This is a genomic window from Afipia massiliensis (assembly GCF_014203115.1).
GTDB classification, from domain to species: domain Bacteria; phylum Pseudomonadota; class Alphaproteobacteria; order Rhizobiales; family Xanthobacteraceae; genus Afipia; species Afipia massiliensis.
In genome coordinates, this window is sequence record NZ_JACHIJ010000001.1 from 145,232 (window position 1) to 157,693 (window position 12,462).

The window sequence follows — 12,462 nt, forward strand, 5'->3', positions numbered from 1 at the left end:
CAAGCTGACGGTTACATGTTCAAGACGCGCCCGTAGGCATCGAGCACCGCTTCCTTCATCGTTTCCGAGATGGTCGGATGCGGGAAGATGGTGTGGAAGAGCTCTTCCTCGGTGGTCTCGAGGTTCATCGCCACGACGAAGCCCTGGATCAGTTCGGTGACTTCGTGGCCGACCATATGCGCCCCGAGAAGCTGGCCGGTCTTCTTGTCGAAGATCACCTTCACCATGCCTTGGTCTTCGCCCTGCGCGATGGCCTTGCCGTTGCCGACGAACGGGAAGCGGCCGACGCGGACGTCCTTGCCCGCCTCCTTCGCCTTCGCTTCGGTGAGACCGACCGACGCGATCTGCGGATGGCAATAGGTACAGCCCGGGATCAGCGTCTTGTCCATCGGATGCGGGTGAAGACCCTTGATGGCCTCCACGCAGATGACGCCTTCATGCTCCGCCTTGTGCGCCAGCATCGGCGGGCCGGCGACATCGCCGATGGCATAGATGCCGGGCACGTTGGTCTTGCCGTAGCCGTCGATGACAATGCAGCCGCGATCGGTTTTCACGCCGAGTTTTTCAAGCCCGAATCCTTCGATGTTGCCGACGACGCCGACCGCTGAAATCACGCGATCGACTTCCATTGTCACCGGCTTGCCTTTGCCGTCGTCGATAGTGGCGACCACGCTGTCGGTCTTCTTGTCGAGTTTGGTGACCTTCGTGTTTGCAAGAATCTTGAAGCCCTGCTTCTCAAACTGCTTGCGCGCGAAGCCTGCGATCTCGGCATCCTCGACGGGAAGAATCTGCGGCAATACTTCGACGACAGTCACTTCCGCGCCCATGGTGCGGTAGAACGACGCAAACTCGATGCCGATGGCGCCGGAACCGACCACCAGCAGCGACTTCGGCATCTTGTCGGGGTTCATCGCCTCGAAATAGGTCCAGACCAGTTTCTTGTCCGGCTCAAGGCCCGGCAGCACGCGCGGACGCGCACCGGTCGCGACGATGATGTGCTTGGCGGTGTAGACGCCCTCGCCCAGCGCGCCCTTGGGCGCAGCAGCCTCGGTTTTCTTCACCGTGAACTTGCCGTTGCCGTTACCAGCTTCTTGCAGCGTCGCCTCGCCCCAGATGATCGTGATCTTGTTCTTGTTCATCAGGTATTCGACGCCGCCGTTGAGGCGCTTCACCACGCCGCGCGAGCGCGCGATCACCGCCTTCGGATCGAACGACACGTTGTCTGCCGACAGGCCGTAGTCCTTGGCGTGCTTCATGTAGTGGTAGATTTCCGCCGAACGCAGCAGCGCCTTGGTCGGGATGCAGCCCCAGTTGTTGCAAATGCCGCCGAGATACGCCTTCTCGACAATGGCGGTCTTGAAGCCGAGTTGCGCGGCGCGAATGGCCGTCACATAGCCGCCCGGCCCCGAACCGATCACGACGACGTCGAAAGATGTATCAGCCATAAAGAACTCCATTCGCCCGATGGCGCACTATTGTCGATAGTAGTCTTGCACTGTTGCCCACGCGACGTCCTGTAAAAATGCCGCGGTCTTCTCGTCGAGATCTGCGTAATATTTATTGCCGACCGGCGAGCGCCGATAGACCGAGGCCATCACGACGCAGGCAGCCAGATATGTGCCCGCCAGGCTTGGATGGCTCTTGTCTGGCACATGGAGATCGAGTTCGGGCCGTTGCGTGCGCGCCCGCGCGAACGCAAGTCCGGCCGGAATCACGAGCGCATCGTTGGCGTTGCCCGCAGCCGTGTAAACACTAGCCAGCTTCTCCGTCATCTCGGGCTTGTCGGCGTAGGCCCATGTCATGAACAGGATCGGCTGTGCGCCATGCTTGCGCACGATGGCGCTGTCCTTCGCAACTGTCTCCGCGAACGTTGGCTTGCGCTTTGGGTCGGTCGAGCACCAGCTGCAGTCCATCATGATCACCGCGTCGAACTTTTTGCGATTGCCGCCATCCTCCCCAGACGAGGAATGCCGCCTGTGCGACGAGAGCAGAGCATCGATATCGTGCTGGCTCAACGGCGCATCGCTGATGGTCGCGGACGCCGCGTTGAAGGGGGTGGCAGGATCGGCGCTGCGCAGCAGATTAAGTACGTGATTGTGCAGGCTGTTGTTGTAATAGAAGTAGCTATTGCCGACGAACAACACATTTTTCGGCACGTCGTTCAGCTTGACGACCTTCGGCCTGATCTGCGCGTCCGCAGCCGCACCGGCGCACAAAACCATGATCGCGCCTGCAAGCAATGACTGTGTCCATTTCACTTTCCTGTGCATCACCGGTCTCGTCAGTGCGGGCCTCTGTCAGAGTGAGATGAAACCGCTGCGACGTGCTTCTTGACCAAATATTGCCTGATACCAAACTCCAGCACATACAGAACGCCAAGAACGCCGCCGATCATGAACACGATCGGTCGCGCGATGTTTCGTGACAACTGCTCGTTGGACATGAACGCGCCGTGCAGAAAATCCAGCCCGACCGGATTAAGCGCTGCAGCCGCAGTCAGCAGCAGCGTGATCCATGGCCATGAGGTCTTGATGCGCGCTTGGACACTCATCGTCATGCCGCAGCCTGCAATGCGGCCTCACGCCGGCGCAGAAAGTCGCGGATCAATCGCCACTGCACAAAAATGACTGACAAATACGCGAGCGCGGCCAGCAATGAATCCGAAATGTCCGATTGGCTCGTGGTGCGGCCCGACGATAAATCCGAGCCGACGGCAAACAGAAAAAGAAACACGGGCACGAGACACAGCGTGATCAGCGTCAGCCAGAGCGGTCGCTCGCGGTTCTTGCCCGCGGCGGAAATTCCGAACGCCACCATTCCCAGCAACACGAAGCCCGGCACGAAGAAAAAGCGATAGGCCTCGGCCATCCCGCATCCGGCCTTGTCGCTGTAGCACGGCGCGACCGCGTTGAGCGCGATGGTCACGCCGATACCGACGATCAACGACAACAGGCCTGCGAGAAGAACGACGCCAAAGAGCCTCATCGGAATCTCCCGCGCCGGTCCGTCACACCACCATCAGCACCGGATTTTCGATCAGCTTCTTGAACGCAGTGATCAGTTCCGCGCCGAGCGCGCCATCGATGGCGCGATGATCGCAGGACAGCGTCACGCTCATCATGCTGGCCGCCACGATCTGGCCGTTGCGCACGACCGCGCGTTCCTCGCCGGTACCGACTGCAAGGATCGAAGACTGCGGCGGATTGATTACCGCGGTGAAATCCTTGATGCCGTACATGCCGAGGTTCGACACCGAAGATGTGCCGCCCTGATATTCGTTCGGCTTGAGCTTCTTGCCCTTTGCGCGCGCGGCAAGGTCCTTCATCTCGCTGGAGATCGCCGACAGCGTCTTGATTTCGGCCTGGCGAATGATTGGCGTGATCAGGCCAAACGGCAGTGCCACAGCGACGCCGATGTCCGAATGCTTGTGGCGAAGCATCGCCGCCTCGGTCCACGACACGTTGGCTTCGGGAATTTTCTGCAGCGCCAGCGCCATCGCCTTGATGACGAAGTCGTTGACCGAAAGCTTGTAGAGCGGCTTGCCGTCCCTATCCTTGCCTGCGGCAGCGTTGATCTCTTCGCGGGCCGAGTTGAGCTTGCCGAGATCGCAATCCACCGTCAGGTAGAACGTCGGCATCGAATTCGTCGCCGCGGTGAGACGCTGCGCGATGGTCCGGCGCATCGAGTCGTGCGGCACGCTCTCGTAACCACCCTCCTGATAGAGCGCGAGGATCTGCTGATCGGACATCGCCGGCGCGCCGACGGCACCGGTGCCAGCGGCTGGAGCGCTGGCAGCGGGCTTGAGACCTTGACCGGACTTCGCCTGATCGACGTCGCGCGCAACCACGCGGCCGTGCGGCCCCGAACCGTTCACGCGGGACAAATCGATCCCGGCTTCCTTGGCAAGACGCCGCGCCAGCGGCGACGAGAACACGCGCGCGCCGTTGCTGGCGGCCGGTGCAGCTTGAGACGCAGCAGCCTGCGGAGCAGGTGCCGGTGTCTTTGCCGCAGGCACAGCAGGTGCTGACGCAACCGTTGATGCAGGTGCTGCAACAGGCGCAGCCTTCGCAGGCGCTGCTTCCGATTTTGCAGGCGCAGCCGAAGCGGCCCCCGCTCCCGCAGCCTTCACGTCCTCGCCGTCACCGGCGAGCACCGCGATGACATTGTTGACCGGAACGTCCTGCGTGCCTTCCGGCACCAGGATCTTCGCGATGGTGCCTTCATCGACGGCCTCGACTTCCATCGTGGCCTTGTCGGTCTCGATCTCGGCGATCACGTCGCCGGACTTGACCTTGTCGCCTTCCTTCTTGAGCCACTTGGAAAGGTTACCCTTCTCCATCGTGGGAGACAGCGCAGGCATCAGAATGTTGATCGGCATGATCCTGGTCCTGCTCTCTCAGCGATAACAAACGGCTTTGGCGGCGGCGACGACTTCAGCCACCGTCGGCAGCGCAAGCTTTTCGAGATTGGCGGCGTAAGGCATCGGCACGTCCTTGCCCGACACGCGCGCAACAGGCGCGTCGAGGTAATCGAAGGCCTGCTCCATGATCCGCGCCGCGATTTCCGCGCCGACGCCGGACTGCTGCCAGCCTTCCTCGACCGCGACCGCACGTCCCGTCTTCTTCACCGAGTTGATGATCGTCTCGGTATCGAGCGGACGCAGCGTGCGCAGGTCGATGACCTCGGCCTCGATGCCTTCCTTGGCGAGTTCATCGGCGGCGTTCAGCGCGTAGGTCATGCCGTTCGACCACGCGACCAGCGTCACGTCCTTGCCGGCGCGCGCGATCCGCGCCTTGCCGATCGGAACGACGTAATCGTCGAGCTTCGGCACATCGCCGGTGTGGCCATAGAGAATTTCGTTCTCGAGGAAGATCACCGGGTTGGGATCGCGGATCGCCGCCTTGAGCAGGCCCTTTGCGTCGGCCGCCGAATACGGCGAGACGACTTTCAGACCCGGGATCTGCGAATACCACGCCGAGTAATCCTGGCTGTGCTGGGCGGCAACGCGTGCAGCCGCGCCGTTCGGACCACGGAAAACGATCGAGCAGCCCATCTGGCCGCCGGACATGTAGAGCGTTTTTGCCGCCGAGTTGATGATCTGGTCGATCGCCTGCATCGCGAAGTTGAACGTCATGAATTCGACGATGGGCTTGAGCCCGGCGAAGGCAGCGCCGACGCCGACGCCGGCAAATCCGTGCTCGGTGATCGGCGTATCGATCACGCGGCGCGCGCCGAATTCCTGCAACAGTCCCTGCGTGATCTTGTAAGCGCCCTGATATTCGGCGACCTCTTCGCCCATGATGAAGACGTCGCCGTCGCGGCGCATTTCCTCGGCCATGGCGTCGCGGAGCGCCTCGCGCACCGTCATCTTCACCATCTCGGTGCCGGGCGGCACTTCCGGGTCGGGCTCGACCGGCGCGGCGGGGGCTGCGACAGCAGCCGGAGCGCTGATCTGTGGCTTGCCTTCCCCGACAGGTGCACGGGACTCTTCAACTTCATGCTGAACATTAACGCTGGGTTCCGGGGCCTTAGCGGCCGGGGCCTTGCCCAGATCGGCGGCGCTTTCGCCGTCGCTCAGAATGGTCGCGATCGGCGTATTGACCGCCACATCGTTGGTGCCTTCCGCGACGAGGATTTTGCCGAGCGTCCCCTCGTCGGTGGCCTCGACTTCCATCGTGGCTTTGTCGGTTTCAATCTCGGCGATGACGTCGCCGGACTTGATGGCTTCGCCCTCTTTTTTCAGCCATTTGGAAAGGTTGCCCTTTTCCATCGTGGGCGAAAGCGCGGGCATCAAAACTTGAATCGGCATGGTCGCTCCGCGCTTATCGGTAAATGTCGGTGTAAAGCTCGGACGCATCCGGCTCGGGATCGTGCTGAGCGAAGTCCGCGGATGCGTTGACGATCTCACGCACCTCGGCGTCGATCGCCTTCAGCTCCTGCTCGGTGACCTTCATCTCCAGCAAGCGAAGGCGAACCTGCTCGATCGGATCGGAATCGTGACGCACCTTGTCCACTTCCTCGCGCGTGCGGTACTTCGCGGGATCGGACATCGAGTGTCCGCGATAGCGATAGGTCTGCATTTCAAGAATGTAGGGACCTTTGCCCGCGCGACACCACGCCACAGCTTCGTCGCCCGCAGCCTTCACCGCGCGGACGTCCATACCGTCGACCTGCTTGCCGGGAATGTTGAACGATACGCCGCGCCTGGAGAAATCCGTCTGCGCCGACGAGCGCGTGACCGATGTGCCCATAGCGTAGCGGTTGTTCTCGATGACGTAGATGACGGGAAGCTTCCACAGCTCCGCCATGTTGAAGCTTTCGTAGACCTGTCCCTGGTTGGCCGCGCCGTCGCCGAAATAGGCAACGCTGACGTGATCGTTGTCGCGGTAGCGATTGGCGAAGGCCAGCCCCGTTCCGAGGGAGACTTGTGCGCCGACGATGCCGTGTCCGCCGTAGAAGGCCTTCTCCTTGCTGAACATGTGCATGGAGCCGCCCTTGCCTTTGGAGTATCCGCTCCTGCGGCCGGTCAGTTCGGCCATCACGCCCTTCGCTTCCATGCCGCATGCGAGCATGTGGCCGTGATCGCGGTAACCGGTGATGACCTGATCGCCGGGCTTAAGCGCCAGCTGCATTCCGACAACGATGGCTTCCTGTCCGATGTACAGATGGCAGAAGCCGCCGATTGCGCCCATTCCGTAGAGTTGCCCGGCCTTCTCTTCAAAACGGCGGATCAGCATCATCTCGCGGAACGCGTGAAGCTCCTGTTCCTTGGTGAACTTGAGATTCGTCGGATGACGGGAGCCGTTACCGGCGTCCTGTGTGGCCGTTTTCTTCGCTGTTGCCATAGCTTGTCCGGATAAGAGAGCGGGTATCAACTTCTGTACCCCAACTCCCATCGCAATGAAAAGGATAGCGTGCGCAAACGCATCGCGCATCTATGACGCAATGCAGCGACAGCAACTTTAAAATCCAAAGAGCAGGATTTTTGAAATTTGAAACTAGTTCTGACCGATCTTCCGCACGAGGTCACGCGAATGCACGTACTCGAGCTGGTAGCGTGCGCGTTCGTCGAGCATGTCGGGATCGACTCGGTCCGAACGAAGCAGCGAGACGCGCTGTTCCGCCGCCACGCGCTCGGCCTTCAACCGGGCAAGTTCTTTAGTCAGCAAGACGATCTCTTGATCGAGCTCCTGCCTAGCATTGAGGCCATACTTGCCCGTGTAGGCATTGACCCCAAAATAGGCAATCAACGCGGCCGCGATCGCGTACAGCGCGAGGCCGGTCATGATTGCTTTGAGTCGCGTGCGTGAGACCATATCCGCACGATGCGATAGCCCGGTTAACCTATCGCTAACAACCGGGCTGCCTCACCTCAGCGAAGTCACTTCTTGTGCTTGTCGACCCATGCCGCGAAGGCATCAGCGTACTGCCTCAAGACCTTTTCCAGGGCTTCCTTGACCAGGTTACCCTTGTCGTCGAATGCGTCACCGACCCCGTTCAGATAGATTTCCGGCTGCTGCATGATCGGGCCGCTGTAGCCCGGAAGACTCTGCTTGAGGTTCATCGCTGCGCAGACGCCCCCGAGCGCGCCCGGCGAATTGGCCACGATGCCAATCGGCCGGCCAAGGAACGAACTCTTGCCGGGCGGCCGTGAGCCGACGTCGATGGCGTTCTTCAACACGCCGGGGATGGAACGATTGTATTCCGGCGTGACGAACAGAACCGCGTCGGACTTCTGAATCGTCTCGCGAAACGAAACCCAGTCCGCCGGCGGTGTCGCTTCCAGATCCTGATTGAAGAACGACAGGCCATGAAGCGTCACGATCTCCAGCTTGAGCGAGGGCGGCGCGAGCTTGGCAAGCGCATGGGCGACCTTGAGCGAAAACGACTCCTTGCGGAGGCTGCCGACAACGACGGCAACGGTATGGGCCATGAGAACATCCTTTCAGCAACGGCAACAGAACGCCGGGCAGCCCGGCTTAGCCTTGAGACAAAAAGCATGCAAGTGCATTAACTTCGGACAGCGGGATCGTGCCCTGCAGGCTAACCCAGCAGTTCGTCGTTGTGCTGCCCAAGCCGGGGCGCGCCGGAGCGCGGATGCGGGCGCTCGCCGTCGAAGGAAATCGGCAGACCCACCACCGGCAGATCGCTGCCGGGCAATGTGCGCATCAGATCGGACGCCTGGAACTGTTCGGTCTGTGACAATTCCACGATGGTGTTGACCGGACTGCACGGCACGCCCACCGCCTCGAACGCCGCAAGCCACTCGGCGCGCGTTTTCGTCAGCAGCACCGGCTTCAACAAACCGATCAGGATGTCCCGGTGGACAAACCGGTCGCGGCCGCGCGCGAACCGCGGATCGGTGCACCATTCGGGAAATCCGAGCACCGTGGCGAGCTTGTGAAACAGCCGGTCATAACCGGCGGCGATGACAAGCGGATGATCGGCGGTCTCGAACGCCTGATACGGCACGATGGTCGGCGTCGCCGCGCCCGTTCGCGGCGAGAGTTCCTGAGTCACGTGATAGGTCGCGAGTGATGAATCCACCCACGACGCCGCGCTGTCGAGCAGCGAGGTATCGATCACGCAGCCCTTCCCCGTGATGTGACGCTGTTGCAACGCGCCCAGCGCACCGATCACGCACCACTGCGCGGTCGCCTTGTCGTTGATCGCGGGCGCGCAGAATGTCGGCGGGTCGTCATGACGGCCGGTCTGCATCATCACGCCGCCGAATGCCTGAAGCAGCGGATCGAACCCCGGCGCTTTCGACAGCGGCCCTTTCGGGCCGAATGCCCAGATCGAACAATAGATCAGCCGCGGATTGATCGCGCGCATGTGCTCGGGACCGATGCCGAGATCGTTGACCACACCCGAGCGAAGATTCTGGATCAGGATGTCCGCATCGCGCACAAGTGTTTTAAGCTTCTCGATGTCGGCTGCGTTCTTCATGTCGAGGGTCACCGACCGTTTGTTGCGGTTGGTGACGTGGAACATGATCGACGCTTCTTCGATGAAGGGAGGTCCCCAGCTGCGCGCGTCGTCGCCGCCGTCGGGTTTCTCGATCTTGATAACGTCCGCGCCCATGTCCGCGAGGATCGCGCCGGCGAGCGGACCTGCGAGCGCCTGCCCAATCTCGATGACTTTAATTCCGGCAAGCGGACCGTTCATGGGGCGTATCTCCTGTGGCTCATTTTCTTGAACGCTACTCAAGCGACAGCGGCCCGCCAAAGCAAGCCGCTCGCTTGATAAGAAAGTGAAACCCAGCGATGCGTCGCCGTGTCTTCCGGCGCGACGCGGTTTACGCCAGCGCCTTGAGCGCCGACCGGCCCGCGTAGATCGCCTGGTTGCCGAGTTCCTGCTCGATCCGCAGCAACTGGTTGTATTTCGCCGTGCGGTCCGCACGCGCCAGCGATCCGGTCTTGATCTGACCGCAGTTGGTGGCGACCGCGAGATCGGCGATGGTCGAGTCCTCGGTTTCACCCGAGCGATGCGACATCACGGCGGTGTAGGCCGCCTTGTGCGCCATCTCGACAGCGGCGAGCGTCTCGGTCAGCGAGCCGATCTGGTTGACCTTCACCAGAATAGAGTTACCGAGGCCCTTCTTGATACCGTCCGCAAGGCGCGTGACGTTGGTGACGAACAGATCGTCGCCGACGAGCTGGCACTTCGATCCGATCAGATCGGTCAGTTCCTTCCAGCCGTCCATGTCGTCTTCCGCCATGCCGTCTTCGATGGAGACGATCGGATAGCGCGAAACCAGATCGGCAAGGTACTTCGCCTGCTCCGAACGCGAGCGGGTTTTCTTTTCGCCTTCATAGACGTACGAGCCGTTTTTGAAGAATTCGGTGGAGGCGCAATCCAGCGCCAGCATGACGTCGCCGCCCGCCTTGTAACCGGCCTTGGCAATCGCGCTCATGACGAAATCCAGAGCTGCGTCCGCCGACGGCAGGTTAGGCGCAAAACCGCCTTCGTCGCCGACGTTGGTGTTGTGGCCGGCTTTCTTCAGTTCGGATTTCAGCGTGTGGAAAATCTCGGCGCCGCAGCGAAGCCCTTCCGAGAAGCTTTTCGCGCCCACCGGCATCACCATGATTTCCTGGAAATCGATCGGATTGTCCGCGTGCACGCCGCCATTGATGATGTTCATCATCGGCACCGGAAGGGTGCGCGCCGAGGTGCCGCCGACGTAACGATAGAGCGGCATGCCGAGCGATTCCGCCGCGGCTTTCGCGACAGCCAGCGACACGCCGAGAATGGCGTTGGCGCCGAGCCGGCTCTTGTTCGGTGTACCGTCCAGATCGATCATGGTCTGGTCGATCTGAACCTGCTGCTCGGCCTCCATGCCGCCGATGGCATCGAAAATCTCACCGTTGACCGCCTCGACGGCTTTCTGCACGCCCTTGCCGAGATAGCGGCCCTTGTCGCCGTCGCGCAGCTCCACGGCCTCATGCGCACCCGTGGATGCCCCCGACGGAACAGCGGCGCGGCCCATCGAGCCGTCTTCCAGCACCACATCGACTTCGACGGTCGGATTGCCGCGGCTGTCAAGAATTTCGCGGCCGATGATGTCGACGATGGCGGTCATGTGCACCCTCTCAGGACGTGGGATTGAAGATTGGGGCAGCTTCTACAGGAACGCGCCCCTCGGGAAAAGGCCATGCGAAGCCGTTGATCCCGTGACGTTTTGGTCCGGAATGGCTATGAAAAGGCAAACGGAGACACAGATGTCAAAGAAGCCTCGCGCCGCCAAAACCGCCGGAACATCGCTGCAGCTCGGCCGACAGGTCGAAGCGCCGGCCTCCCCCGACACTGCGACACTCGACCGGGTGCCGAATCCGCAGGTCGACACGAACTATCTGGTCCGTTTTGCCGCGCCCGAATTCACCTCGCTGTGCCCGATCACCGGCCAGCCGGACTTCGCTCATCTCGTGATCGACTATGCGCCCGGACAGTGGCTGGTCGAATCCAAATCCTTGAAGCTGTATCTGGCGAGCTTCCGCAATCACGGTGCATTTCACGAGGACTGCACCGTGGCGATCGGCAAGCGGCTGGTGAAGGAAATCAAGCCGCGCTGGCTGCGGATCGGCGGTTACTGGTATCCGCGCGGCGGCATCCCGATCGATGTGTTCTGGCAGACTGGCAAATTGCCAAAGGATGTCTGGGTGCCGGATCAGGGCGTCGCGCCGTATCGCGGGCGAGGGTGAGATGCCGTCATCCTGAGGTGCGTGCTCTCGCGAGCCTCGAAGGATGACGCTAGATATCCACCATCTCCGCCGGCTTCTGATGCAGCAATCGTGCGGCGACAATTCCCAGCACGAGAATGGCGGTCGCGCTCAGGATCAGCGTCGGCATTTTGCCGACATGCGATATCCCGAAACCGTAAACGATCGGTCCCACCGCCTGCCCCATAAAGAAGCAGAAGGCATGGAGCGACAGCGCCGAGGCGCGAGCTTCGGGCGCAAGGTCGCTCGAGAACACCTGCAATGAGCCGTGCAGCGAGTAGAAGCCCCAGCCCATGATGAGGAAGGAGATCGCCTGAATCTCCCAGCGCGGTCCAAGCGCGATAACCACAAATTGCAGCGCCATGACCACCGCGCCTCCGACCATCAGGCCCCTGACGCCAAATCGCGGCAGCATGCGCGACACGCTCATGGTGTAGAACAACCCGCCCAATGCGAATGCGGCAATGACGACTCCCGGTATCGACGCGCGGGTCTCGCCGAGCTCGAACAGAAACGCGGCGACGAACGGGAAAAGTCCAAGAACGCAAAGTCCTTCGATGAAGACGGCGGTGAAACAGACGCGCGCATTGGGATTGCGCAGGATCGTGCGGTAGCCATCCTTGAGCGATTTGAAGCTGACCCCGCCACTTGAGCTGGTGACGCCGCCGCGCCGGAATCCGATGAATACCGCCACCGACGCGACCACCATGATCGCGCCGAGAACCGCCAGAACGCCGCGCCACCCGAGAAAATCACCGATCACGCCGGCGGCCGAGGAGCCCAGCAGATTACCGGTCATTGCTCCGGCCAACACGCGGCTCAGCGCGACTTGTCTTTGTGCAGTCGGCACGAGATCGCCGGTCAGTCCGAACGCAATCGGGAACGTGCCCCCGGCCGCGATGCCAACCAGAACCCGCGACAGGAACAGCATTTCGAACGAGGTCGCCATCGCGCCGACGATATTGGCGGCGCCAAGCAGAACGAGGCACGCGATCATCAGCCGCGGTTTGCCGAACATGTCGGCCGCTGCGCCGAGGATCGGCTGCACAATCGCGAACGTCAGCGCGAAGACGGCCGACAGGCTCGCGGCTGTCGCAACGGTCACTCCGAAATCGCCGGCCACAAGCGGAAGCACCGGCTCTAGCGCGCGCGAGGACAGCGCGGATGCGAAGGTCGTGACCGCGATGATATTGAGGATCGGCAGCATCAGGGATTCAGTCGCCCTGCGAATGCCGCGCGATGC

At 61.6% G+C, this 12,462-nt stretch carries 13 protein-coding genes; 1 reads left to right on the plus strand and 12 read right to left on the minus strand.

All coding sequences use genetic code 11. The annotated features are described in order from the left end of the window. Window positions 1-11: 11 nt before the first annotated feature. The 11 genes from lpdA to eno all read right to left on the minus strand — a co-directional run bounded on the left by lpdA (window position 12) and on the right by eno (window position 10,582). A complete protein-coding gene (gene lpdA / locus HNQ36_RS00655; protein WP_184082053.1) occupies window positions 12-1,445 on the minus strand; it encodes a dihydrolipoyl dehydrogenase in 1,434 nt (477 codons plus the stop codon). Window positions 1,446-1,472: 27 nt separating this feature from the next. Next, complete coding sequence (locus HNQ36_RS00660; protein ID WP_430641336.1) at window positions 1,473-2,258, minus strand: DUF4886 domain-containing protein; 786 nt, start codon at window positions 2,256-2,258, stop codon at window positions 1,473-1,475. 23 nt (window positions 2,259-2,281) lie between these two features. Next, the gene (locus HNQ36_RS00665) at window positions 2,282-2,557 is read right to left on the minus strand and encodes a hypothetical protein (protein ID WP_246395191.1); all 276 of its coding nucleotides are present in this window, start codon (window positions 2,555-2,557) and stop codon (window positions 2,282-2,284) included. Continuing rightward, entirely contained in the window at window positions 2,554-2,985 is a 432-nt protein-coding gene (locus HNQ36_RS00670; RefSeq protein ID WP_184082055.1) for a hypothetical protein, read from the minus strand. Before HNQ36_RS00670 ends, HNQ36_RS00665 begins: the two co-directional genes overlap by 4 nt. A gap of 22 nt (window positions 2,986-3,007) precedes the next feature. Continuing rightward, a complete protein-coding gene (locus HNQ36_RS00675; RefSeq protein WP_184082056.1) occupies window positions 3,008-4,378 on the minus strand; it encodes a pyruvate dehydrogenase complex dihydrolipoamide acetyltransferase in 1,371 nt (456 codons plus the stop codon). A gap of 18 nt (window positions 4,379-4,396) precedes the next feature. Then, complete coding sequence (locus tag HNQ36_RS00680; RefSeq protein ID WP_184082057.1) at window positions 4,397-5,809, minus strand: pyruvate dehydrogenase complex E1 component subunit beta; 1,413 nt, start codon at window positions 5,807-5,809, stop codon at window positions 4,397-4,399. Between the two features lie 13 nt (window positions 5,810-5,822). Beyond that, the gene (gene pdhA / locus HNQ36_RS00685) at window positions 5,823-6,845 is read right to left on the minus strand and encodes a pyruvate dehydrogenase (acetyl-transferring) E1 component subunit alpha (RefSeq protein ID WP_184082058.1); all 1,023 of its coding nucleotides are present in this window, start codon (window positions 6,843-6,845) and stop codon (window positions 5,823-5,825) included. A 153-nt stretch (window positions 6,846-6,998) separates the two neighbouring features. Further along, a complete protein-coding gene (locus tag HNQ36_RS00690) occupies window positions 6,999-7,316 on the minus strand; it encodes an FtsB family cell division protein (RefSeq protein ID WP_137325251.1) in 318 nt (105 codons plus the stop codon). Between the two features lie 65 nt (window positions 7,317-7,381). Then, window positions 7,382-7,933 (minus strand): NADPH-dependent FMN reductase, encoded by a 552-nt coding sequence (locus HNQ36_RS00695; protein WP_184082059.1) that lies wholly within the window; start codon window positions 7,931-7,933, stop codon window positions 7,382-7,384. Window positions 7,934-8,043: 110 nt separating this feature from the next. After that, window positions 8,044-9,168: a CaiB/BaiF CoA transferase family protein gene (locus HNQ36_RS00700; protein ID WP_184082060.1), complete on the minus strand. Its 1,125-nt coding sequence runs from the start codon at window positions 9,166-9,168 to the stop codon at window positions 8,044-8,046. A 130-nt stretch (window positions 9,169-9,298) separates the two neighbouring features. Further along, window positions 9,299-10,582 (minus strand): phosphopyruvate hydratase, encoded by a 1,284-nt coding sequence (gene eno, locus HNQ36_RS00705; RefSeq protein WP_184082061.1) that lies wholly within the window; start codon window positions 10,580-10,582, stop codon window positions 9,299-9,301. Between the two features lie 139 nt (window positions 10,583-10,721). On the opposite strand from eno, the gene queF reads away from it, so the two are divergent. Next, window positions 10,722-11,201, plus strand: a complete 480-nt coding sequence (queF, locus tag HNQ36_RS00710) for a preQ(1) synthase (protein WP_184082062.1) — start codon at window positions 10,722-10,724, stop codon at window positions 11,199-11,201. 49 nt (window positions 11,202-11,250) lie between these two features. On the opposite strand, the gene HNQ36_RS00715 is transcribed toward queF, so the two are convergent. Further along, window positions 11,251-12,426, minus strand: a complete 1,176-nt coding sequence (locus HNQ36_RS00715) for an MFS transporter (RefSeq protein WP_184082063.1) — start codon at window positions 12,424-12,426, stop codon at window positions 11,251-11,253. Window positions 12,427-12,462 lie beyond the last annotated feature (36 nt).

Bases quoted from the DNA above. Each gene is read 5' to 3' on its own strand.
- HNQ36_RS00700 (WP_184082060.1), bottom strand. From the start codon at position 9,168: ATGAACGGTCCGCTTGCCGGAATTAAAGTCATCGAGATTGGGCAGGCG.
- HNQ36_RS00665 (WP_246395191.1), bottom strand. From the start codon at position 2,557: ATGACGATGAGTGTCCAAGCGCGCATCAAGACCTCATGGCCATGGATC.
- HNQ36_RS00680 (WP_184082057.1), bottom strand. From the start codon at position 5,809: ATGCCGATTCAAGTTTTGATGCCCGCGCTTTCGCCCACGATGGAAAAG.
- lpdA (WP_184082053.1), bottom strand. From the start codon at position 1,445: ATGGCTGATACATCTTTCGACGTCGTCGTGATCGGTTCGGGGCCGGGC.
- HNQ36_RS00690 (WP_137325251.1), bottom strand. From the start codon at position 7,316: ATGGTCTCACGCACGCGACTCAAAGCAATCATGACCGGCCTCGCGCTG.
- HNQ36_RS00715 (WP_184082063.1), bottom strand. From the start codon at position 12,426: ATGCTGCCGATCCTCAATATCATCGCGGTCACGACCTTCGCATCCGCG.
- eno (WP_184082061.1), bottom strand. From the start codon at position 10,582: ATGACCGCCATCGTCGACATCATCGGCCGCGAAATTCTTGACAGCCGC.
- HNQ36_RS00670 (WP_184082055.1), bottom strand. From the start codon at position 2,985: ATGAGGCTCTTTGGCGTCGTTCTTCTCGCAGGCCTGTTGTCGTTGATC.
- HNQ36_RS00695 (WP_184082059.1), bottom strand. From the start codon at position 7,933: ATGGCCCATACCGTTGCCGTCGTTGTCGGCAGCCTCCGCAAGGAGTCG.
- HNQ36_RS00675 (WP_184082056.1), bottom strand. From the start codon at position 4,378: ATGCCGATCAACATTCTGATGCCTGCGCTGTCTCCCACGATGGAGAAG.
- queF (WP_184082062.1), top strand. From the start codon at position 10,722: ATGTCAAAGAAGCCTCGCGCCGCCAAAACCGCCGGAACATCGCTGCAG.
- pdhA (WP_184082058.1), bottom strand. From the start codon at position 6,845: ATGGCAACAGCGAAGAAAACGGCCACACAGGACGCCGGTAACGGCTCC.